The organism is Vagococcus luciliae, from assembly GCF_024637875.1.
In the GTDB taxonomy this organism is placed as follows: domain Bacteria; phylum Bacillota; class Bacilli; order Lactobacillales; family Vagococcaceae; genus Vagococcus; species Vagococcus luciliae.
The window spans coordinates 288,938-310,864 of the sequence record NZ_CP102451.1; the positions used below are offsets into that span (position 1 = coordinate 288,938).

General features: G+C 33.4%; 16 protein-coding genes and 1 riboswitch. Of the genes, 5 read left to right on the forward strand and 11 right to left on the reverse strand.

The genetic code is table 11. The features are described 5' to 3' along the window. Positions 1-6: 6 nt before the first annotated feature. Positions 7-171: riboswitch (M-box (ykoK) riboswitch) on the forward strand. A 71-nt stretch (positions 172-242) separates the two neighbouring features. Beyond that, positions 243-383, forward strand: a complete 141-nt coding sequence (locus tag G314FT_RS01580) for a hypothetical protein (RefSeq protein WP_257701805.1) — start codon at positions 243-245, stop codon at positions 381-383. A gap of 470 nt (positions 384-853) precedes the next feature. Here the strand turns inward: G314FT_RS01580 and G314FT_RS01585 are convergent, their stop codons facing one another. Next, positions 854-1,960, reverse strand: a complete 1,107-nt coding sequence (locus G314FT_RS01585) for an NADH-dependent flavin oxidoreductase (protein ID WP_257702476.1) — start codon at positions 1,958-1,960, stop codon at positions 854-856. A gap of 104 nt (positions 1,961-2,064) precedes the next feature. Further along, entirely contained in the window at positions 2,065-2,418 is a 354-nt protein-coding gene (locus G314FT_RS01590; RefSeq protein WP_257701806.1) for a MarR family winged helix-turn-helix transcriptional regulator, read from the reverse strand. Between the two features lie 475 nt (positions 2,419-2,893). Here G314FT_RS01590 and G314FT_RS01595 point away from each other — a divergent pair, with 475 nt between their 5' ends. Further along, positions 2,894-4,327 (forward strand): catalase, encoded by a 1,434-nt coding sequence (locus G314FT_RS01595; RefSeq protein ID WP_257701807.1) that lies wholly within the window; start codon positions 2,894-2,896, stop codon positions 4,325-4,327. Positions 4,328-4,573: 246 nt separating this feature from the next. Here G314FT_RS01595 and G314FT_RS01600 read toward each other — a convergent pair whose 3' ends face one another. From G314FT_RS01600 to G314FT_RS01615, 4 genes are all read right to left on the reverse strand, one after another. Beyond that, positions 4,574-6,289, reverse strand: coding sequence for an ABC transporter ATP-binding protein (locus G314FT_RS01600; protein WP_257701808.1), 1,716 nt, complete (start codon positions 6,287-6,289; stop codon positions 4,574-4,576). A 77-nt stretch (positions 6,290-6,366) separates the two neighbouring features. Beyond that, complete coding sequence (locus tag G314FT_RS01605) at positions 6,367-9,585, reverse strand: DEAD/DEAH box helicase (RefSeq protein ID WP_257701809.1); 3,219 nt, start codon at positions 9,583-9,585, stop codon at positions 6,367-6,369. Positions 9,586-9,596: 11 nt separating this feature from the next. After that, positions 9,597-12,728 carry an AAA family ATPase gene (locus G314FT_RS01610; protein WP_257701810.1) on the reverse strand — a complete coding sequence of 1,044 codons (3,132 nt, stop codon included), beginning with the start codon at positions 12,726-12,728 and terminating at the stop codon, positions 9,597-9,599. A gap of 10 nt (positions 12,729-12,738) precedes the next feature. Further along, positions 12,739-13,872 (reverse strand): exonuclease SbcCD subunit D, encoded by a 1,134-nt coding sequence (locus G314FT_RS01615; RefSeq protein WP_257701811.1) that lies wholly within the window; start codon positions 13,870-13,872, stop codon positions 12,739-12,741. A 485-nt stretch (positions 13,873-14,357) separates the two neighbouring features. On the opposite strand from G314FT_RS01615, the gene G314FT_RS01620 reads away from it, so the two are divergent. Continuing rightward, positions 14,358-15,281: a restriction endonuclease gene (locus G314FT_RS01620; protein WP_257701812.1), complete on the forward strand. Its 924-nt coding sequence runs from the start codon at positions 14,358-14,360 to the stop codon at positions 15,279-15,281. Between the two features lie 80 nt (positions 15,282-15,361). Here the strand turns inward: G314FT_RS01620 and G314FT_RS01625 are convergent, their stop codons facing one another. Together G314FT_RS01625 and G314FT_RS01630 are read right to left on the reverse strand one after the other, a co-directional pair. Next, positions 15,362-16,210, reverse strand: a complete 849-nt coding sequence (locus G314FT_RS01625; RefSeq protein ID WP_257701813.1) for a hypothetical protein — start codon at positions 16,208-16,210, stop codon at positions 15,362-15,364. A 328-nt stretch (positions 16,211-16,538) separates the two neighbouring features. Beyond that, positions 16,539-17,177 (reverse strand): lysophospholipid acyltransferase family protein, encoded by a 639-nt coding sequence (locus G314FT_RS01630; RefSeq protein WP_257701814.1) that lies wholly within the window; start codon positions 17,175-17,177, stop codon positions 16,539-16,541. A 128-nt stretch (positions 17,178-17,305) separates the two neighbouring features. On the opposite strand from G314FT_RS01630, the gene G314FT_RS01635 reads away from it, so the two are divergent. Then, complete coding sequence (locus tag G314FT_RS01635) at positions 17,306-18,052, forward strand: tRNA1(Val) (adenine(37)-N6)-methyltransferase (RefSeq protein ID WP_257701815.1); 747 nt, start codon at positions 17,306-17,308, stop codon at positions 18,050-18,052. After that, the gene (locus G314FT_RS01640; RefSeq protein WP_257701816.1) at positions 18,039-18,302 is read left to right on the forward strand and encodes a GIY-YIG nuclease family protein; all 264 of its coding nucleotides are present in this window, start codon (positions 18,039-18,041) and stop codon (positions 18,300-18,302) included. The genes G314FT_RS01635 and G314FT_RS01640 overlap by 14 nt, the downstream gene beginning before the upstream one ends. A gap of 214 nt (positions 18,303-18,516) precedes the next feature. On the opposite strand, the gene acpP is transcribed toward G314FT_RS01640, so the two are convergent. The 3 genes from acpP to recG all read right to left on the reverse strand — a co-directional run bounded on the left by acpP (position 18,517) and on the right by recG (position 21,913). Then, a complete protein-coding gene (gene acpP / locus G314FT_RS01645) occupies positions 18,517-18,756 on the reverse strand; it encodes an acyl carrier protein (RefSeq protein WP_125957720.1) in 240 nt (79 codons plus the stop codon). 66 nt (positions 18,757-18,822) lie between these two features. Continuing rightward, positions 18,823-19,827 (reverse strand): phosphate acyltransferase PlsX, encoded by a 1,005-nt coding sequence (plsX, locus tag G314FT_RS01650; protein ID WP_079346757.1) that lies wholly within the window; start codon positions 19,825-19,827, stop codon positions 18,823-18,825. Positions 19,828-19,873: 46 nt separating this feature from the next. After that, complete coding sequence (gene recG / locus G314FT_RS01655) at positions 19,874-21,913, reverse strand: ATP-dependent DNA helicase RecG (RefSeq protein WP_257701817.1); 2,040 nt, start codon at positions 21,911-21,913, stop codon at positions 19,874-19,876. Positions 21,914-21,927 lie beyond the last annotated feature (14 nt).

Genomic DNA, 21,927 nt, shown 5'->3' on the forward strand with positions numbered 1-21,927 from the left:
ACGATAAATGAATTTTGTTAGGTGAGGCTCCTATGCAAACACAGGCTATTGCCCAAAAACGTCGAGAGACACCAATGGGTAGAACAGGAATTGTCGTTAAGGCTTTTCATAAGATAGCTAAGATTTTTCTTTACGTTGCATAGTGCTAAAGCTCAACATATTACTTAAAATATGTTCGTTCTTTCAAGCCCTAACCTCTTTATTTGGTTAGGGCTATTTTTAATTTTAGGAGGTGGATGATTATGATGATAGTTGTTGCCATTGCAATTGTTGTGGCTCATATTGTAGGACACAATGCGACAGAAATAGTTACAGACATGCCAATATTATCTGAAGATTTTGACCCTCATCCCACTCTAGTTGGATGTCGTCAATTTAACTAAGCCTTCCTAACAATTATTTATCGAACAAAAAACAGGAGTGACTTGAAGCTCCTGTTTTTCTCTTGTTAAAATAATTAATAATTCTTTGAACAAAATAATTGAAAACGTTTGCATTTTATTTAGAAATAGGTTATTATAAGCACATAAGGAACTACAATTCCCACAATTAGTTAACAAGATATTTAGATTTTATCAGCTTTAAATGAGAAAGGTAATATTTAAAAGATTTGTAACTGGTTGACATGTAAACAGAAACACATGTAAGTGAATTACAGTTTAAACAAGATAGAAAGGCGTGGGAATTTGAAATCTTCCTTATTAACTGAATAAGACCTAACAGGTGTTTAAGAATGATTGGAGAAACAAAAAATACTCCAGCGTGAAACGTACGACAAAATCCTGTTAGGTCTATTTTTTTATCAAAAAATAAATAAATCTATTGTAGAAAAAAAGAATGATGAGGCATCTCATCATTCTTTTAATCTTTCAGGCATCATAAATTCAAGAAATTCAGTCAACCCATCTTGAATAAATAATTCTTCCCTATCATACATAGATAAAGACGTTCTAATAAGAGACTCTTTATTATCCAATATTTTTTGTGCCCAATGAGGATCAATAATCATAGAACGGCCAACTGCTACAAAATCAGCATTCGCTAGAACATTTTTGACATCTTTTAAAGTTCTCACGTCACCTATTCCAATTAAAGGGACTCTATTATTTATTTTTTGATAAACATATTCAAGCATCGATTTATCCTGATAAAAAGGAGAAATAGATTTACGATTATAATCATTTAAAGAAATATGAAGATAATCCAATCCTTTATTAGATAATTTATCGATTAAGAACAACGTATCTTCAAATTTAATACCAGGATTTTCAAACTCCTCTGGTGAGAATCGATACCCAATAATAAAATTTTCTACATCTGATTGATCAACTGTATCAATTATTTCATCAACAATAGCATCAATAAAATGGTATCTTTTTTCTAATGTACCACCCCATTCATCTTTTCGTCGATTAGAATGTGGTGAGAAAAATTGTTGAATAATATAAGTATTTGCTCCATGTATTTCAACTCCATCAAATCCTGCCTTAATTGCACGAGTTGTAGCTTGCTTGAAGCTATCGATTAAATGTAAAATATCACTTTCAGTCATTTCACGTGGCATTTCCGCATCTGGTCTTTCTGCAGCTATACTACTTGCTGAAATTGGTTGAGTACCACGCAAAATCTGAGAATCAGTCATTCTTCCAGCATGAAAGATTTGTAGAATAGCCTTGGTACCATTTTTTTTAATACTACTTGCAAGTTTACTCAAACCAGGAATCTGTCTATCGTCATAAACTCCCAATTCGCCTTCCCATCCTTTACCATCTTCTTGAACATTAGCCGCAGCTGTGATTACTGCTCCCACGCCACCTGAACGCAAACCATAATAATTTGCTTCATCCGTCGTAATAACGCCATCGTAAAAAGACATCTTAGTTGTCATTGGGGCCATAAACAATCTATTTTTTAATGTTAATCCTCGCTTAAATGTTACACTATCAGTAAAATTCTTCAACATGATCCTCACCTTTCATAAAATTTTATATAAATGCATGCGCACGCATTTTATGAATCGTATGTTATAATAAAAAAAGTCTATGAGCAAGCATAATGACTTAATCATAAACTTTCATTTAGGATAATTTCTATATATCTCTCAGCTTCAATCAACATATTTTTTCCTTTTTCTGTTAGATGGATATATATACCACGTTTATCATCTAGACACGTTTTTCTTTCTATCATACCATAATCTTCACTTTCCATTCTAACCATCATTCTAGACATCGCACTTTGACTTAAATTAAAATATTTACTTATATCAATCAATTTAATACAGTGGCTAGGTGTCTTTCCCAAATAATATAAAACATAATATTCATTTAATGATAAATTCACTTTTCTTTTTAGTGTATTTTCTAATTTCTTTTCTAGCTTATTATGCTGATTGGTATAATCTAACCATCTCTCCATTAAATTATTCTCCATACTCACATTCCTCACAGTACTATGTATCATATCTACACTATACATCATTTAAGTAACTAATAAAATTAATAATATTTTTAATGTATCAGCCTATTATTATCTGATGTCTATTGTAATAATGGTGAATTTAACAAATGTTTATAATTATTACACTATTTATTAACAAAAAATTCACAAATTATAGATATTATATGAATGTACCAACAAAACAACCCTAACAAACTTTTTCATTTTATTTACTCCTCCAAAGTAAATAAAAACAACTCCTTCCTTGAATGGTTAAGCCATTCAAGGTTTTTTTATTTCCAAACTATAAAAACAATAATGATTTAATTACTTCATTATTTCCTATTTCTAATGGTTATGAACAACAAATTATATCATCGTAAGTTAGAATCTTTGACATTCTTTTTACTTATACATAGTATTAGCGTTAAGAAATAAGAAGGGGGTCATTGAAATGAATGAAAATTATTTAACTACATCTCATGGGGCACATGTTGGAGATAATCAAAATTCCTTAACTGCAGGGGAATTTGGTCCTGTCTTAATTCAAGATGTTCATTTATTGGAAAAATTAGCACATTTTAACCGAGAACGTGTTCCTGAACGTGTTGTCCACGCAAAAGGAGCGGGTGCTCACGGTGTTTTTAAAGTAACAAATGATGTTTCTCATTATACAAAAGCAAATTTTTTATCAGAAGTTGGTAAAGAAACAGACATGTTTATTAGATTATCAACGGTAGCTGGAGAATTAGGTGCTGCTGATACATTACGTGATCCTAGAGGTTTTGCAATTAAATTTTATACGGAAGAAGGAAATTATGATTTAGTAGGAAATAATACACCAATCTTTTTTATCCGCGATCCTCTAAAATTTCCAGATTTTATACATACACAAAAACGCGATCCCAGAACCCATCTAAAAAGCCCGACTGCTATGTGGGATTTTTGGTCTCTATCGCCAGAGTCATTACACCAAGTGACTATTTTAATGAGTGATCGTGGTATTCCTGCAACGTTTCGTCATATGCATGGTTATGGTAGCCATACCTACACATGGATAAATCAAACAGGTGAAAAATATTTTATTAAATACCATTTTAGAACAAACCAAGGTGTCAAAAACTTAGATTCTTCATTAGCTGCAAAATTAGCGGGTGAAAATCCAGATTATCATATTGAAGATTTATCAAATGCTATCGAACATGGTGACTTTCCTTCTTGGACACTCTATGTTCAAATCATTCCTTTTGAAGAGGGATTAAATATGAAAGAGACTCTATTTGATGTCACAAAAACTGTATCACAAAAAACATATCCTCTCGTTGAAGTTGGGATTATGACATTAAATCGTAATCCAGAAAATTACTTTTCTGAGGTAGAACAAGCCACATTTTCTCCTGGTAACACTGTACCTGGTATTGATGTATCACCAGACAAATTATTACAAGGTCGTTTATTTGCATACGGTGATGCTCATAGATACCGTGTTGGTGCGAATAGTGCCCAACTTCCAATAAATGCTCCAAAAGCAACAGTTCATAATCACCAACAAGATGGCTCTATGGCATATAAAAATGTAAATGGAAGTATAAACTATGAGCCAAATAGCTTTGATGGAACAGTAGAAGATGAACAAGCTAAATCTACAAATTACAAAGTCACAGGAGAGGTAGGTAATTATAGTTACAACGATGATTTTTATACCCAACCTGGTCTCCTGTACAATATTTTCTCTGAAGAAGAAAAAGAACGTTTAACAGATAACATTGTTGCATCGTTATCTCTTGTTGAAAATGAAGAAATCAAAAAACGTCAAGTAGAACAATTCTACAAAGCGGATAAAGACTACGGAGAACGTGTTGCTAAGAAGTTAAACTTAAAAATATAACTGAACTGAATCATTCCTTAGAAACGTGCCAAGTATTAAAAAAGGAAATACTAAAATATCCAATCTAAACAATAGATTATAAATTTTAGTATAATGACTCGTATTTTCTTGATACAATTCAGCCATAGTCTTTTTAGATACCATTTTTATCACCTCTCTTAATATCTTGTTACACAAAACGTTTTTATTAGTAGACATATTTTATCATATAAAAAAGCCAAGAGTCAGTTTACTCTTGGCTTTTCGTCAGTTTCTAAATTGTGCGTCATATAATTTTTTATATGCTCCTTGTTTTTCTATTAACTCATCGTGTGTCCCACTTTCAACAATACCTGTTGTATCGACCACGACAATACGTGTTGCATCTTTAATTGTTGCTAAACGGTGAGCGATGATGAGAGTTGTTCGTCCTTTTGAAAGTGAACCTAATGACTCTTGAATCACTTGCTCTGTTGCGGTGTCAAGTGCGGATGTGGCTTCATCTAAAATTAAAATTGGCGGATTCTTTAAAAACATACGGGCAATCGCCACACGTTGTTTTTGACCACCGGATAGCCTCACACCACGTTCACCAATTACTGTGTTTAATCCATCAGGTAAGCCCTCTATCACTTGTTCTAAATGAGCGAGTTTCACGGCCTCTAACACATCTTCTTCTGTTGCATCTAATTTTCCATATAAAATATTTTCCTTAAGTGTTCCAGGAAATAAAAAGACATCTTGTTGGACTAATCCAATTTGTTCACGCAATGATTTTAACGTGACATCTTGAATAGTTTGACCATCTATTAAAATATCCCCACTGTCTATATCATAAAATCGTGGTAACAAATGACACAGGGTTGTTTTCCCTGCCCCACTTGGCCCAACAAAAGCCACCGTTTCACCTGATTTGATATCTAAAGATAGTTTATCAAATACTTGTGTGCCATCACTGTAGCTAAATGAAACATCTCTATATTCAATGTTTCCGTTTACTGGTTTTAAGTCAACCGCCGTTTTGCTATCTTGAATAGAAGGCTCTTTGTCTATTTCTTCGACAAAACGTTTAAATCCAGCAAAGCCTTTTGGGTAACTTTCTATCATGGTATTAATTTTTTCGATTGGTCTAGCAAACACATTGGATAACAGAATAAATCCAACAAAGTTTCCGTTGGTTATATCTCCTCTTATTGTATAGTAAGAGCCAAATAATAAGGCAAATAAATTAATTAAACGAATCATCAAATAATTATAAGACGAACTGACTGCCATCGTTTTATAAAAAGCTAGTTTTGACTGGCGATACAATTCATTTAAGCCAGAAAATCGAGTGACCTCATGCTCTTCATTGGCAAAAGCTTGTGTGACACGAATACCACTTACACTGGCTTCTATTCCTGCATTAAATTCTCCTAGATTTTCATAGATGGTTGTATTTACTTTCGTCATTTTTTTATTGAAAAAGACTAATGCAATCGTGATGAAAGGAACCATCACAGCTGTTGCAAAAGCTAGTTGTGCATGAATTTGATACATTAATAAAAATGATCCAACAAGTGTCATAATCGTGATGAATACATCTTCTGGACCATGATGAGCTAGTTCTGATATCTCAAATAAATCACTTGTTAAGCGTGTCATCAACTTTCCTGTTTTTTGATTGTCATAGTAATCATATGGTTGTTTTTGTAAATGCATAAATAATTCATTACGCATATCTGTTTCAATGTTAACCCCTAACTTATGACCAAAATAAACTACCACATATTGTAACGCAGTATTAATCACATAAAACCCAAACAACGCCGCACTAACTAATAAAATTAAGCGAATATTTTTTAGTGGCATAATTTTATCAATCACTTGATTGACAATTACGGGAAAGGATAATTCTAATAAAGCTGCTATAATTGCACACGTAAAATCGACGATGAACAATGTTTTATACGGCCGATAATACGAAAAGAAACGTTTTACCATCTGACTCCTCCTAAATAAATACTGTAAAAATAACTATATCATACAAAAAGAAAAACATGAAAGAGTGACCTTTCATGTTAATCTTCATCACCAATAGCTAAAATATGTTTGATATCGTCCATTGTCATTGATGATAATTCTGGGGCATCTTCTGAATGGAGGACTTTTTGGAATAATGCTTTTTTCTCTAATTGAAGTTGATTCATTCGCTCTTCAATTGTCCCTTCAGCCAGTAGTCGCCATACTTCTACTTTTCTTGTTTGACCGATACGATGTGCTCGCCCTGTTGCTTGTTCTTCAACGGCTGGATTCCACCATAAATCGTATAAAATGACCGTATCAGCACCCGTAAGGTTTAATCCTGTTCCACCGGCTTTAAGTGAAATCAAGAAGACATCTTTTTCGCCACGATTAAATCGCTCCACTAATTCTTGACGCTCTTTAACAGGCGTACTGCCACGCAAGTAAAATGTGCCAACATCTCTTTTAGCTAACTCATCTTCTAAAATACTTAACATTCCAGTAAATTGAGAAAATAACAGCACGCGTCTACCATTACTTTTAGCTTGTTCAATCAAATCAAGTGCCTGATTCATTTTTCCAGAACCGCCTGTATAATCCTCAATAAATAATCCTGGATGACAACAAATCTGACGTAATCGGGTGATGCCAGCTAAAATAGACATACGCTGTTTGTTAAAGTCTTTAGCGTTTAGTTTTGATAATGATTCTTGTATTTGTTTTAAATAAGCCACATAAACTGTTTTTTGCTCATCAGTTAGTTGTGAATATCTATCTGTTTCAACTTTGTCTGGCAAATCTTGTAGCACATCTTTTTTCACACGACGCAGTACAAATGGTTTAATCATTGTGGCAATTTCCGTTGTTTCAAGTTGCTTAAAGCTACGCATTGGTGGGAAGAAACCAGGCATTAATAATTTAAATAATGACCATAATTCTTCTAATCTATTTTCAATTGGTGTCCCGCTTAAAGCAAACACACGATCTGATTTTAACTCAGCTATTGATTGGAACGTTTTGGTTGCCGAATTTTTCACCATTTGTGCTTCATCCAAAATGACGCTATGGCAATCTATTTTCTTTATCTCTGCACTATCTTGACGCAATGTTGAGTAAGAAATAATCGCCACATCAACATCATCAAGTGATGCAATTTGTACACTTCTCTCTTCTTTTCCACCGATAATCAACTTAGATTTTAGGCTTGGTGCAAATTTTTCTAACTCAAGTTGCCAATTATACAACAAACTAGCTGGAGCCACAATAACACTTGGTTTTGTCAACTCGCCATCTTCTTTTTCAGACAATAAATAAGCGATTGTCTGAATCGTTTTTCCTAATCCCATATCATCTGCTAATATCCCACCAAAGTGATACTTACTTAACGTTTTAAACCATTTAAATCCCGTGATTTGGTAGTCACGTAAAGTAGCGTTTAATTGTGCTGGTAATGAGATATCAATCGTTTCAGGATGTGTTAACTCATCTACCATCGTTTCAAAGTAATCACTCGTCTCAACATCCGATAACTGTGTCATAGCTTCACTCAAGACCAAACTTCGATAAGTTGGCACTTCTAAACGATTGCCATCTAATCTAATATCTTCACGTAACAAACGAAGCATCTGATTGGTTTCCTTATATGCTTCGTCATCAAGCATTAGAACTTGGCCATTTCGCAACTGATGATATTCTTTATTTTGCATTAAACTACTTAATACATCATTAACTTCGGTTTCGTCAACAGATGAGATATCAAATTGTATGTCAAACCATGACCCATTTTCAATAATACGTGCTTTGGGTTGATGTTCATCGGCTGCCAAGTAGAGTGATTGTATCTCTTCAGATAAATGGACTTCAGTATATTTTTTAAAGGTAGGAATTTCTCTAGTGAAAAAGTAAAAACGTTCCAAATCATTTGGAAATTTTTTACTGTATCGTTGGGCATATGTGCCATAGCCATAATGACGAAGTAATGTGATTAACCGTTCTTCTTGAACTTTATCACGTAAGACAGCCCCCTCTTTTCCACTTGACGTACTGTAACTTGGTACATTTGAAAAAATATACTCACCATAACAAAAATCGACACGCACAACTAATGAGTCGTCTTCTTTATGAAAATATAATTTAATATCAAGAGGATAACGCAACACCTCATCATCCAATGACTCTGGTAAATCAAAGTCACATAATAAAGATAATTGCGGTAACACATATGAAAATAGTGAACTCACTTGGTCTTTCGTATAATAAATCGTGGGTTTATCCAATCTCTTTAACATTTGAGTTAACACTTGATAACTAGCTGCTTGTTCTTCTGTTAATTCGTAAAAACCATCTGTTCCAACAAGCCATTGGTACTCCTCTAAAAACACGATGAATGGATCAATAATCGTTAATTCATAGTCAGATAGTCGCACAGGCGAGAGAGTCACTGTCAATGGAATTTTTCCTTGATGAATGACCGCTCGTTTTATTTGAGACCCTAATCCTTTAATCATAAATGATTTATCATGTTTAAATTCATCGAATAATTGGCTAGCTACTTGTTTATTTAAAATTAAATATCGACGATCAATCACCGATTTAGCTTGTGAACGACTGTTTATAACCAAGTTTTGTTGGTCCTTCATCATTAACATCAAATGAATTAACGCATTGTCTTCAGAATTAAACGCACTAGGACCTACTTTCCAATTAATTGTGCTAATTCGAATTTCTTTATCTTGTTTATAAGCCTCTAAAAATTCATCCATATTTTTTACAATATATGTCTTTTTCGGTGTATCTCGCCTACCAATGCGTAAATGTAGTCCCAAAACAGATTGTTCTTCATGATACTCAGATGTTGAGACAATATCGACACCGTAAGTTAAAAATAAATCATCTGTTTGTCGAATCAATTTTCTCAACTCAGCATCTTGTAATCGCTCAAAGCCTTTCGTAAACACGACTGCTGGAGAAATAACTTTTGGGGCGTCTGCTTCTTTTATTTCCGTCCGAGGAATAAATCGTGAGACACCTTTTTCACGCATTGCCAGTTCTACTGCAACAGTATGCTTACAATAACCGTGTTGTTCCCAATACATACACTGGCATACATCATCTTCTTTAGCTGTTCCGTCTAGTTCAACATAAAGCATGTCACTTCCGATGACTTCAGCGTACCATACACGTCTTTCTAGATTTTTAGACCAAGAGACGACCCGACCCTCTTTGGCACACTCTCGTCCTTCTTCTATAACTTTTTCCGGTATGGACCACTTCATTTTACCACTCCTTACGTGAATTCTAGCTGTGGTGTCGCGTGACTTCTGTTGTCTTTAGACACCGATATTTTTAATTGTTGTGGAATTCTTTCTTTTAACTCATTAACGTGCGAGATGATGCCGATTAATCTATCACTTCCACCCATGGTTTCTAATGCTCTGATGGCTGTTTCTAACGCTTCTTCATCCAACGAACCAAATCCTTCATCAATAAACATTGCATCTATTTTAACGCCTCCTGATTCGCTTTGAATCACTTCAGCTAATGCTAATGCCAAAGTTAAGGAAGCAATAAAACTTTCGCCTCCTGATAAAGTATTTACTCCTCTTAAGCGACCGACATTATCATCAAAGATATCAATTTCTAACCCTGTTTTTTTCTTAGAAGATTGTTTGGCATCTCTTAAGGCAAATGTATAACGACCTCGAGTCAAGCGTTTCAGTGTATGATTTGCCACGTTTAAAATTTTGCGTAAGTAACTTTGTAACACATATCGTTCAATACTTAATTTATGGTCACTATCACCATTTAATACATCAGATAATACGCTCAACTCATGTAAAGATTGCATCTCTTCTTTAATATTTTTCATTAATCGTTGAATTGTAGCGATTGTTTTATTATTGTTTTCAAGTTGTATTTCCTCTTGACGTTTTTTATCCACTAGTTCGTCATATGTTTGAGAAATTTCTTGATAGCTTTCTTCCATATCTAAAACATTAGGTTTTTCTGTCTCTTTTGTTTTTTCTTCTAACGCTACTAAGGATTCTCTTAGTGAAAAGACTTCTTTCTCATATTGATTGATTGTTTTTTCGTAACTTGCTTTATGTGTTTTGTCTGTCAAAACAGCCTGCAACTTATCTTCATCCCATTGATAGTTGGATAGAAGCTCTATTTTTGTTGACTTCAATGTATCTAGTTCTTTTTCTTGAATTTGATTATTTTTTTCAATTTCTTCTAACCTTGTTTGAGTTTTAGTATGCTCATTCGTCGCATCAGAAATAGCTTTTTCGCACTGACGAGAAGATTGTACCCAATCTTCTAACTGATGCTGTAATTTTTTTTGCTCCGCCGTCACGTCTTCTAAGGAAGAAAACTCTTCTCCTAAACGTTTCTTTAATTGTTCGTAGCTATGTTGTTGCAGACGTTTTTCTTCTTGTGTTTGTTGCCATTCTTTTGTGACGGTAGCGAGTTGTTTTTCTATCTCTTTTGATGATTCTTTTATAGTCATTATCTCTTGTTCTTGTTGCTCCAAATTTACAAGTTGTTCTTTTAATCTATCTAACTGCTCTTGTGTTTTCCCAACTTGTTGTGTGATGTCATCAAGCCAACTGGATGATTCTTTATCCATGAATTCAGCCGATATGGTTTTCCTCATCTCGTTTAACTCTTTCTCATCATTTGACAGTTTTTCTTGCGAACTAGTTATTTGGGCATTGATATTGCTCAATTGTTGAACAGCTTCTTCTTGTCGCTGTTCTAAATGAGCGATTAACTCTTCTAATTCATTAAATTCTTCTTTCGACAGTTGTGTCACATGAGCAGGTGTAGGATGTTCTATTGCACCACACACCGGACACGGTAACCCTTCTTTTAAATCCAAACTTAAACGGGCAATTTGTCCTCGTGCCCACTGATCTTTTTTATCAGATAACGTGAGTTTAATTTGGGATAGTTCTGCATCCAACTGTTTTTGTGTATGATTTAACACGAGTAACTCACTTGAAAGAGTTGCTTTTTGTTGTTCAAGTAGTTGATAGTCCTCAATCTTAGATAACAACTTTTCTTCCCTAGACAATCTTTCTTTTAACTCTGCTTGCTCTTTATAACGAGTTGGAATACTTGCTATTGATTCTTGCAATTGCGTGTATTGACGTTGTTTAGCATTAAGACTCTGTTCTAATACCTCTTTTTTATTTGACTGTGTTTCTTTTGTCTTTTGAAGTGTTGTAAGAGTTGCTTTAATATTTTTTTCTTCTTCAAAAAGTGGCACGAGTTCTTCTAATTTGACTAATCGCTTTTCGTATTCTTTCATCACAGGCTGTTGTTTTTCTAGTGCTTGTTTTTGAGTCGTTAACTCAACTAGCTGTTGTGTCACGTCTTCTAATAAATGCCTGACTTGCTCTTGTTCTTCTTTTAGTGTTTGGATAGTTTGTTGGACTTTCAATATCTCATCTACTATTTTTTCAAGAGGTTCTACTTGAATAAAATCATTCATTTTTTCTTTTAGCAGATGAATGTTATCTGCTTCAAGTAATTTTACTTCGATTTTTTTTGTTGTTTCTTCTTTTTCCTCAAAGCATTGTGTAAGTGTCCGTGCTTTTTCTAATACAGATAACTGATTGTCTCGTTGTTTTTTTGTTGTATTAACTGTTTCATCTAAACGAGCAATGTGACGCTCTTTGCTCTCTTTTTGTTCCCCATACAAGTCTAATTTTTCATCAATTGTTAACTCATCTGTTGATTTTTCTATATATGCTTCATCCCAATTGATTTGCTCAAATAAGGTTGAAAGCTTTTGTTGTTCCTTTTTTAGTTGATTGGATTGTTCTTTTTTCTTGTCTTTTAAGCTTCTGGCAATATCTTGATACATTGTGGTATCAAACAATTGGCGTAACACTGCTTCTTTGTTGTCACTATCCGATTGTAAGAATCGTTGAAAATCACCTTGTGGTAACATCACGATTTGAGAAAATTGTTTAGCACTCAACTGTAACAAATCCTGAATACGCATGTTGACATCCATCTGTTTGGTGTACTGTGCTTCTTCTTTTCCTTCTTCGTTGTATATCGTTAAAACAGATTTGGCTTTTTCTAATTTTTCTCCATCACCACGTAACCGACGACGTAATTGTTCTGGTTCACGCATGATGTGATACGTTTTTTTATCATGTTCAAAAATAAACGTCACACGTGTTGTATCATCAATGGTTGAAAAATTTGACCGCATCTCTTTGGCTTCGCGTGATTCTCCAGATGTACTACCATAAAGAGCATAACTCATCGCATCAAAAAGGGTTGTTTTTCCAGACCCTGTTTTCCCGGAAATAAGAAACAATGATTGGGCATAAAAAGAAGAAAAATCAATGGTTTCATTTTCATAAGGACCAAAATGTTCAAGTATTAAAGTTAAAGGTTTCATTGTCTTCCTCCTATTTTTCTTTTCTTACCTCAATCATAGTATCTTCTAACCAACGACTTTGTTGCTCAGTTAACGGTTCTTCTGTCACATCTTCAAAATAATTAGTAATCAATTCTTTGGGTGATACTTGCTTTATTTCAATCGCTTCATATCGCTCATCTGAAACAACTTTTCCTTCACCTACTCGCTCTAAACTGATGAGCCTTGGATAAATTTGCCTTAATTCAGATAAAGCATTAGGGATACTTGTTTTATCAGTCAATTCAATCGCGATGTAGTCTTCACGATTAATGGTTTGATAATAGTCGTAATCTACTAACGTTGTAAATTTTTCACGCAACAATGAGACATCTCTTAAAGGGGTAATTGGTATAAACTCACTCGACACGCTAGTTTCATCCAATGTTACTATTCTGACACCTTTTTCTTGATTTCTTTCTGATAAAGAATACTTCAATAAAGAACCACTGTATTTAATTTTTTCATGTTGACCTATCGCATCTTTATAATGTAAATGACCTAATGCCACATAGTCAAATACCTCAAACATGTCCGTTGACACACTAGATAATCCACCTACTTCAAGTGGTGTTTCGGATTCGCCTTTTAAAGCACCTGTAACAAAAAAATGACTAATCAACACATGGTGTTTATCCGGTAAAAATAATGGTTTTACTTCTTCCATAATTTTTTCCATCGCTAATGGAATAGTCACTAATGTCTCATCATCAAAATATAATCTTGCATGAATTGGTTCAATATAAGGTAATAAGAAAAATTGAGTATCACCAATAACAACTGGTGAAAATGCTTGTTCAAGCTGTGTGTATAAATAAAATTGTTCCTTCTCTAGCCAAGGAGAACCAGTTGATAAACGCGTTGCACTATCATGATTACCGGATATGGCTAATACAGGAAATTTTTTCTCTAAATTCATTTCAATCATCATGGCGTTTAATAATTCAACTGCCTCAACTGATGGCATCGAGCGATCATATAAATCACCTGCCACAACAATCGCATCTACTTGTTGAGTAACGGCAATGGTTAACATTTTTTCAAACACATCTTTTTGTTCTTCAAGTAAACTAAATCCGTTTAATTTACGACCAATATGCCAATCTGCTGTATGTAAAAATTTCATCGTATCCCTCCAAAAAGGTCTTCTCACCATTATAACAAATTTTAAAGCAATTGTTTAACTGATTCTATTTTCTATCTGAATAGATATTCAAGATACTTAAACATCATAATTTTTAATTTCATTTTTTCTACAAACTTTTTTAAGCTAAATTTAAGATTATCAAGTTAAACTAGTAACATAGTTAAGTAGCACAACTTAAATATTTGTGGGTGAACGAGGTGTTTTGACTCATTGAGATTTAACAAACAGTTCATTCTCTATCCATTGAGGTGTAGGTTCGAATCCTACCATCCACTTTTATTTCTTTTACCCCAAAAAAGAAATAGAACACTAAATCATTTTTTTCATGTTTTAATCCTTCCTTCTCTCATCATTTATTATGATGAGAGTTTTTTGTTTTCAAAGCATATTAGCCTTATCTTGTAAAGTCTGTTAATATACTTATACAGATATTTTTGAACGAAAATAGTACCATAGGAGACACTATGAATCTTATTACAAAAATAACCTTTACATTCCTTTATCTCTTTTCATTATTATTATTAATGGCTAGCATATCTACAAAAGAATTTATTACAACAGGTATTGTTGTTTTACCAATAATTGCTTTAACTATTCTCTTTAGACAGTTCAGAAAATATTTCAAACGAAAAAAAGAATTAACTGAAATAAAACGAGAATTAAGAATAGCAACTAGAAGATATCAGAGGCAACAAAAAAGACTTCAACAAACAGAAGACAGATTATCAAAAAAAGACGCAAATTATCATCAACTAAAAACAGATATAAAAAAAAGAAAAAAAGAACTCCAACGTGTAGAAAGGAAACTACACCATCTAAATAAACAAATTGATGATACCCTAATGTCAAACACTCATGTAAAAGATAATCGTCTAAATCAAAAACAACTAAATATGACACACGAAAAACTTGTAGCTTATCAAAAAGATGTTAAAAAAGTAAAAAAACAACTACGTCAATATCAACGCATACAGCATAAGATACAGCATTTGCTTATCGAAGATGAACTAAGAAAAATTGATAACATGACCGGTCGACAATTTGAGATTTATTTGGCAAAACTACTGTCTATAAATGGTTACCGTACAGAAGTTACTCAAGCAAGTGGGGATCAAGGTGTTGATATTATCGCTAAAAAGAACGGTCAAACCTATGCCTTTCAAGCAAAACGCTATGTCAATCCTGTGAGCAATAAAGCTGTTCAGGAAGTCTTTTCTGGAAAACAATATTATAACTTACAACACGCAAGTGTAGTGACTAACAATACTTTTACTAAAAGCGCAAAAGAATTAGCTGAAAAAACGCACGTAACACTTATGGACAGAGGACAATTAAGACAACTGCTTGAACAGGCAATCAAAGTAAAACCAGAAAAATTTATATTATAAACATAAAAAAACCGTAAGTCAGCTTCAGATAGAAGATGGCTTCGGTTTTTTTTAGGTATGTAAATTAATAGTTGTAACAATCAATAAAAATTATACGTTCTATACATATTAATTTTTATTTTTTCAATCATTTCCTCTTTTTTAAAACTATTATTAAAAATCTGAAACATCTCCTCATAAACATTTTTGGAAACTCTAGATTGTTTACTCATAATAGTTATCAACTCATCTTTATCTTTCGGATTATTTAACACATTAATAAAATAGTTATAAAGATACATTATTTTTAAGTTCCATATTAGTTCTTTTTTCGCAATTTTTTTATTTTTACCATATACTTTACTTTTTCTATAACATATTGCTTTACTAAACAAAGGAGTATATATCCAATCAAAAAATAATTTCCGTCTAACCTTATATCTATAGGCATTATCACTAATAGAATATTGCCTAATAAGTTGTTGTTCAACTGTAGAGTAGCCACGCTTATATTTATCAATCCAAGGTTTATTTTCATAATTTATTTTCCCTTTAAAAATAACAGGATCTCTTTTTGAATCTAAAATATTAGCAAATGATAAATGACATTGTTTTCTATCGAATAAATATCTATCTTCAATATACACAACAAAAGCGACTAATTCTAACTTTTCATTTAAAAATTCTCTCTCAAAAACATCTTTAGGTTGCTTGTTATTTTTTATGCCTAAATTTATATTTTTTATTTGAGAAAAAGTTTCTCCATAAGAATTTATTCCAAAATAATCTTTTACAATAGATAAATATTGTAATATTAGGCAACTAGCAATAATTATTAAAGATATATAATAATTAAATTTAAATATATAACTTAATAAAATACCAAAAGGTAGAAAATAATTATTTGTTATAAAAAACCATGAAAAAGATGAATAGAATAATAATTGCATTCTGCTCAATTCCTTTTCTAAATCAAAAGATTCATTTAAAGAATAGGATAATCCACCTAAAAAAAGAATAGTATTAATATACCAAAAACATACACTGGAGTCGCAGAAAAAAATAGTATAATAGCGAGAATGACTGCATATGAAATTAGAACAAATTTTAATTGTTCTTGCTTTCCTTTCTTTTCATCTCCTAATCCCAAAAATATAACAGATACCGATACAAATAATGTTACAACCGCTATAAATGTGTCTAAATTATTTTGTATTAGATTAATCATCTTTATCACCCATTAAATTTTATTAAAAATAAAGACCCTTAGAACCATGTCTAAGAGTCGATTTTTTCTTTTTTAATTGGTGGCACATAAACAAAATCAGGATTTACTTGATAATCTAGTTGATTAAATGATTCTTGCATACGTCGTTCAACTTCTGCAATACCATCTTTGTCCATTTTTTTTATATCAGAAATATCTATTGGTGTGCCATACGCAATCGTTACGCGACGTTTTGTAAATAATCCACCAAACGTTAATGGTCCTTGATAAACCGCAGGGATGATTTTAACTTTCCCCATTTTAGCAATTAATGCGGCACCACCCTTTAATTCTTCAGAGTAGCGACTGCCACTAGGAAAGACCATCACACTCAAATCAGTATTTTTTAACGCTTTAACTGGTGTTTTAATCACGCTCGGACCAGGATTATCACGATCAACTGGGAACGCATGACATTTTCTCAAAATATAAGATAAAATCGGATTTTTAAACAATTCTTTTTTAGCCATAAAGGCAAATTTTTTCGGCCAAGCACCCATCGCAAAATAAAGTGGTTCAAACCACGTTCTGTGCGGACTAACCAAAACATAATTTTCATCTTTTGGTAAATTATCTTTACCAACATATCTCGCATTTGTATTAATCACAAATGTCAAAAATCGAACAACTGCTAAAAGTACTCGATACATTTTTTTCATCCTTTACATTAAAGTCCCTATTAGTATGCCGAATTCTACCAAAACTTGCAAGTTTTTCTTATTTTATTTCAATGTAATTTTGATATAATAGACAAATGATATCAAAGGATGTGACTTTATTGACAACGAAACTCTTTCCAGGGGAACGTATTGATCAACTGTTGTCCCAGAATATACAAATTATACAAAGTTCCGATGTGTTTTCCTTTTCTTTAGATGCCGTTTTATTGGCTCATTTTGCTTCTATTCCAAAAAGAGGGGCTATTGTCGACTTTTGTGCTGGAAATGGTGCTATCGGCTTATTTATGCGCCCTAGAACGCAAGCTAACATCACCGGCGTTGAGCTACAAGAAAAACTATATGATATGGCACAAAGAAGTATTGAATTAAATCAATTCAACGACTCAATGACTATGATTCATGCTGATATTAAAAATATTACTCAATTTATTAAACCGGATTCTGTCGATTTTATTACGTGTAACCCACCCTATTTTAAAGAAGCGCCCAATAGCAAAAAAAATCCTAACCCTTATTTAGCGATTGCGCGCCATGAAATTCATTTAAGCATTGATGATGTGTGTCAACAAGCTTCAAAATTGTTAAAAATGAATGGAAAAATTGCCATGGTACATAGACCTGATCGATTGATTGATATTTTACATAGCATGGAAAACAATCGTATCGCACCAAAACGAATCCAATTTGTCTATCCCAAAACGAATAAAGAAGCAAATACATTACTCATCGAGGGAATCAAAGATGGGAAAACAGATGGATTAAGAATTCTTCCCCCTCTTTATGTTTATGGTGAAGATAATGAGTATCTACCAGATATTAAGGAGATGCTTCATGGTACAAAGTAACAATCATTATTTTTACGTACTACTATGTGCTGACAATACTTTTTATGCTGGTTATACAACAGACCTTACAAGGCGCTTAGCTGAACATAATTCTGGTAAAGGGGCAAAATACACCCGGCTCAAGAAACGTCGCCCAACAAAAATGATTCATCATGAAGTGTTTAAAACAAAAAGTGATGCTATGAAAAAAGAATACGCCTTTAAACAATTAACTCGTCTTAAAAAAGAAGCTTATTTAGCCGATAATTAATCGCTATTTTTTCAAATAATTGCACATATCTATTCTTATTTATTTCATAAATAAGAGTTATTATTCTTTATGTAGTAACAAACAACCCTACAATTTTTTACTTTATTTACTCCCCCAAAGTAAATAAAACAACTCCTTTTTTCTACCAGTCAATTATGGCTGGTAGTTTTTTTGTAATAAAAAAGAGTACCACTTTTATGTGATACCCTAATTCTTATTGGTTAGCTACGATATAATCGACTGCTGCACCAACTGTTTCAATTTTTTCTGCATCTTCATCAGAAATTTCTGCATCAAAGACATCTTCTAATTCTAAAACAAATTCCATAATGCTAATTGAATCTGCTTCTAAATCTTCTTTGATATTAGTTGTTTCAGTAACTTTATCTTCATCTACTTCAAAGTGCTCAACGATAATTGTTTTGATTTTACCAAATACTTCATCTCTAGACATGTAAGTTCCTCCTTTTATTAAGCCACTCACTCTACTTAGTATTTTACTTGTAAATGCTTTTTTTGTCTATGCTTGATGCTCATCAAAATAAGCAACTAAATTGTTTACTACATCTTTTTCAAGCATGGTATGGATTTGTCTAATTGTGTGTCTCACCGCATCTGGTCCTGTTGAGCCATGTGTTTTAACAACAGGTGCTTTTACACCAAATAATACAGCACCACCATGATTTGAGTAGTCCATTTTTTGTTTCAAGTCTTTCAAACTATCTTTTAGTAGCAATGCCCCCATTTTACCTTTTAAACCACTATCTAAAATGGATGATTTTAAATTGCTCATAATTGCTTGTGCTGTTCCTTCAATGGATTTTAACACGGCATTTCCAGTAAAACCATCTGTCACAACCACATCCGCGACACCATTAAATAAATCTCTGGCTTCCACGTTCCCAACAAAATTTAGACTTGGCTCTTCTTTTAATAGTTCAAATGCTTTTTTTGTTAGCTCGCTTCCTTTTGTGTCTTCCGTCCCATTGTTTAAAAGACCGACACGAGGATTTTCCACGCCACGAACTTGACTAGCATAATAAGAAGCTAAGATACCATATGTTAACAAATGTTCCGGTTTGTTATCAGCATTTGCTCCCATATCAATAAAATCAAATCCAGCCCCTTTTTCACCTGTAAAAACTGGCATCGTTGTCATCAGTCCTGGGCGTTCAACTTGTTTGATACGTCCCACAACAAATAATCCTGCAGCTAAAAGAGCGCCTGTGTTACCAGCAGAAAACAAAGCATCTGCTTGTTTTTCTTTAACAGCCTGTGCCGCTAAAACCATTGAGGCTTGTTTTTTACGTCTAATAGCTTTTACTGGCTCATCATCACTTTCAATTTTTTCATCTGTATGAATGATGGTAATATTTTTATCGTCTGTTACATATTCTTTAATCGCTGATTCTTTTCCAAATAATAAAAATTCAATATCTGGAAAATCTTTTTTGGCTAACATCACACCTTCAACAATGGCTTTTGGTGCGTTGTCACCACCCATAGCATCTACCGCTATTTTCATGATTGGTTTCCTCACTTTTTTTACAATTTACATTTATTATATCACGTTAATCTAAATGATTTAATTGATATGTTGCACTATCAATACTCTTAGCTAATGGTGCAAACGATTTATCATGTACCCACTCAGGGTGTTTCCAAAGATTGATAGCTTCTTCTCTTGCTGTTTCTAACATAATAAAATCAGCTACCATATCACCAACTTTAAATTCTGGTAACCCTGATTGTTTCGCTCCAAAAAAGTCTCCAGGACCTCGCATTTCTAAATCTTTTTGACTTAAAACAAACCCATCTGTTGTTTCAGTCATAATCTTCATCCGTTCTTTTCCTTGTTCACTCTTTGGATTAGCTATCAACACACAATAAGACGCTTGTTGCCCACGTCCAACACGTCCGCGTAACTGGTGAAGCTGTGCTAAACCAAAACGATCTGCATCAATAATGACCATCATCGTAGCATTTGGCACATTCACGCCCACTTCAATAACAGTTGTTGAAACCAATACTTGTGTGTTATTGTCTTTGAACTTTTGCATGATGGCGTCTTTTTCATCAGCTTTCATCTTGCCATGTAATAAATCAACATGATACGTCGGAGAGAAAAAGGCAGATAAGTGCTCGTAAATTTCCGTTGCATTTTTTACATCTAGCATCTCTGACTCTTCAATCAACGGACAGATCACATATGCTTGTTGTCCTTGTTTTAGTAACTCACGCATAGTTTCTAAAATACTATCCAATTGTTTGGGCAAGGCCCAACGTGTTTCGATTGGTTTTCTTCCGGCTGGCAATTCATCAATAATCGAGACATCCATTTCACCATAAGCTGTGATAGCCAATGTTCTAGGAATCGGTGTTGCCGTCATAAACAACACATCTGGATGATTGCCTTTTTCTCGTAATATTTTTCGTTGATTCACACCAAAACGATGTTGCTCATCTGTAATGACAATCCCCAAGTTAGAAAATTGGACCTCTTCTTGAATTAAGGCATGTGTCCCAACTAAAATGTCAATCTCACCTTCTGAAAGCTCAGCTAATATTTGACGACGTGCTTTCGCTTTTGTCGAACCAGTTAATAACGCTACTCTAACTGGCGTATTTTCAAACAATTCACTTAGACTTTCCATATGTTGTTCTGCTAAAATTTCTGTTGGTACCATCAGCGCCCCTTGATAAGACGCACTATAAGCTGCGAACAACGCTAATGCCGCCACCATCGTTTTCCCACTCCCTACATCTCCTTGAAGCAAACGATGCATGTGATAAGGACTTCTCATGTCAGCACAAATTTCGTTGACAACTCGTTTTTGAGCATTGGTTAACTCAAATGGTAATGTTTGAATAAATTTTTTCAACTCTTCCACATTATATAAAATAGGATTCCCATGTTCTTTAGCTGTTTCTTCTTCTTTTAGTTGAATCATCTTTAATTGGAATAAGAAAAATTCTTCAAAAGCCAAGCGCCGTCTTGCTAAACGATTTTCTTCAATTGATTCTGGAAAATGCATGGCTTTTACAGCTTGTTGTTTAGGCATCAATCTATATTTTTCCAATAAGTAATCTGGTAAGTTTTCTTCAACCAACTCGCCATACCCTTCAAACCCCTGTTTAATCAGTTGAACTAGCGTTTGTTGTTTGATATGTTTGTTCACACTATAAATTGGCGCAAATTCTTCTTCTTGTTGCTGTGTCGCCATGATTTTGAGACCTGTTAACGACTTTCTCTTTGCGTCCCATTTACCAAAAACTGCAATTTCCTCTGACGAATGAATTTTATTTTTTAAAAAGGGTTGGTTAAAAAACGTCACAGTTATAACAGCCTGCTCCACCATCATTCGAAAAACTAAACGGCTTTTTTTATGCCCATAATAATTGACTACCCCATCAGAAATGGCAATACCTTTTAAGACTACTTTTTCTTGATCACTAATTTCTTCTAACTTTTTTTCTTGGATATCGTCATAGCGAAACGGATAATGTGTCAGTAAATCATTAATCGTTTCTATGTGTAATGTTTTGAGTGTCTCCACACGTTTTGGCCCAACACCACTAAGTGTTCCTACACTATCGCTTAATTGTTTCACTTTGACTCCTCCTT

Coding starts and splice junctions, on each gene's coding strand:
- G314FT_RS01620 (WP_257701812.1), top strand. CDS start 14,358: ATGAATCTTATTACAAAAATAACCTTTACATTCCTTTATCTCTTTTCA.
- G314FT_RS01640 (WP_257701816.1), top strand. CDS start 18,039: ATGGTACAAAGTAACAATCATTATTTTTACGTACTACTATGTGCTGAC.
- G314FT_RS01605 (WP_257701809.1), bottom strand. CDS start 9,585: ATGAAGTGGTCCATACCGGAAAAAGTTATAGAAGAAGGACGAGAGTGT.
- plsX (WP_079346757.1), bottom strand. CDS start 19,827: ATGAAAATAGCGGTAGATGCTATGGGTGGTGACAACGCACCAAAAGCC.
- G314FT_RS01590 (WP_257701806.1), bottom strand. CDS start 2,418: ATGGAGAGATGGTTAGATTATACCAATCAGCATAATAAGCTAGAAAAG.
- G314FT_RS01615 (WP_257701811.1), bottom strand. CDS start 13,872: ATGAAATTTTTACATACAGCAGATTGGCATATTGGTCGTAAATTAAAC.
- G314FT_RS01610 (WP_257701810.1), bottom strand. CDS start 12,728: ATGAAACCTTTAACTTTAATACTTGAACATTTTGGTCCTTATGAAAAT.
- G314FT_RS01630 (WP_257701814.1), bottom strand. CDS start 17,177: ATGTATCGAGTACTTTTAGCAGTTGTTCGATTTTTGACATTTGTGATT.
- G314FT_RS01600 (WP_257701808.1), bottom strand. CDS start 6,289: ATGGTAAAACGTTTCTTTTCGTATTATCGGCCGTATAAAACATTGTTC.
- G314FT_RS01595 (WP_257701807.1), top strand. CDS start 2,894: ATGAATGAAAATTATTTAACTACATCTCATGGGGCACATGTTGGAGAT.
- G314FT_RS01580 (WP_257701805.1), top strand. CDS start 243: ATGATGATAGTTGTTGCCATTGCAATTGTTGTGGCTCATATTGTAGGA.
- G314FT_RS01625 (WP_257701813.1), bottom strand. CDS start 16,210: ATGCAATTATTATTCTATTCATCTTTTTCATGGTTTTTTATAACAAAT.
- acpP (WP_125957720.1), bottom strand. CDS start 18,756: ATGTCTAGAGATGAAGTATTTGGTAAAATCAAAACAATTATCGTTGAG.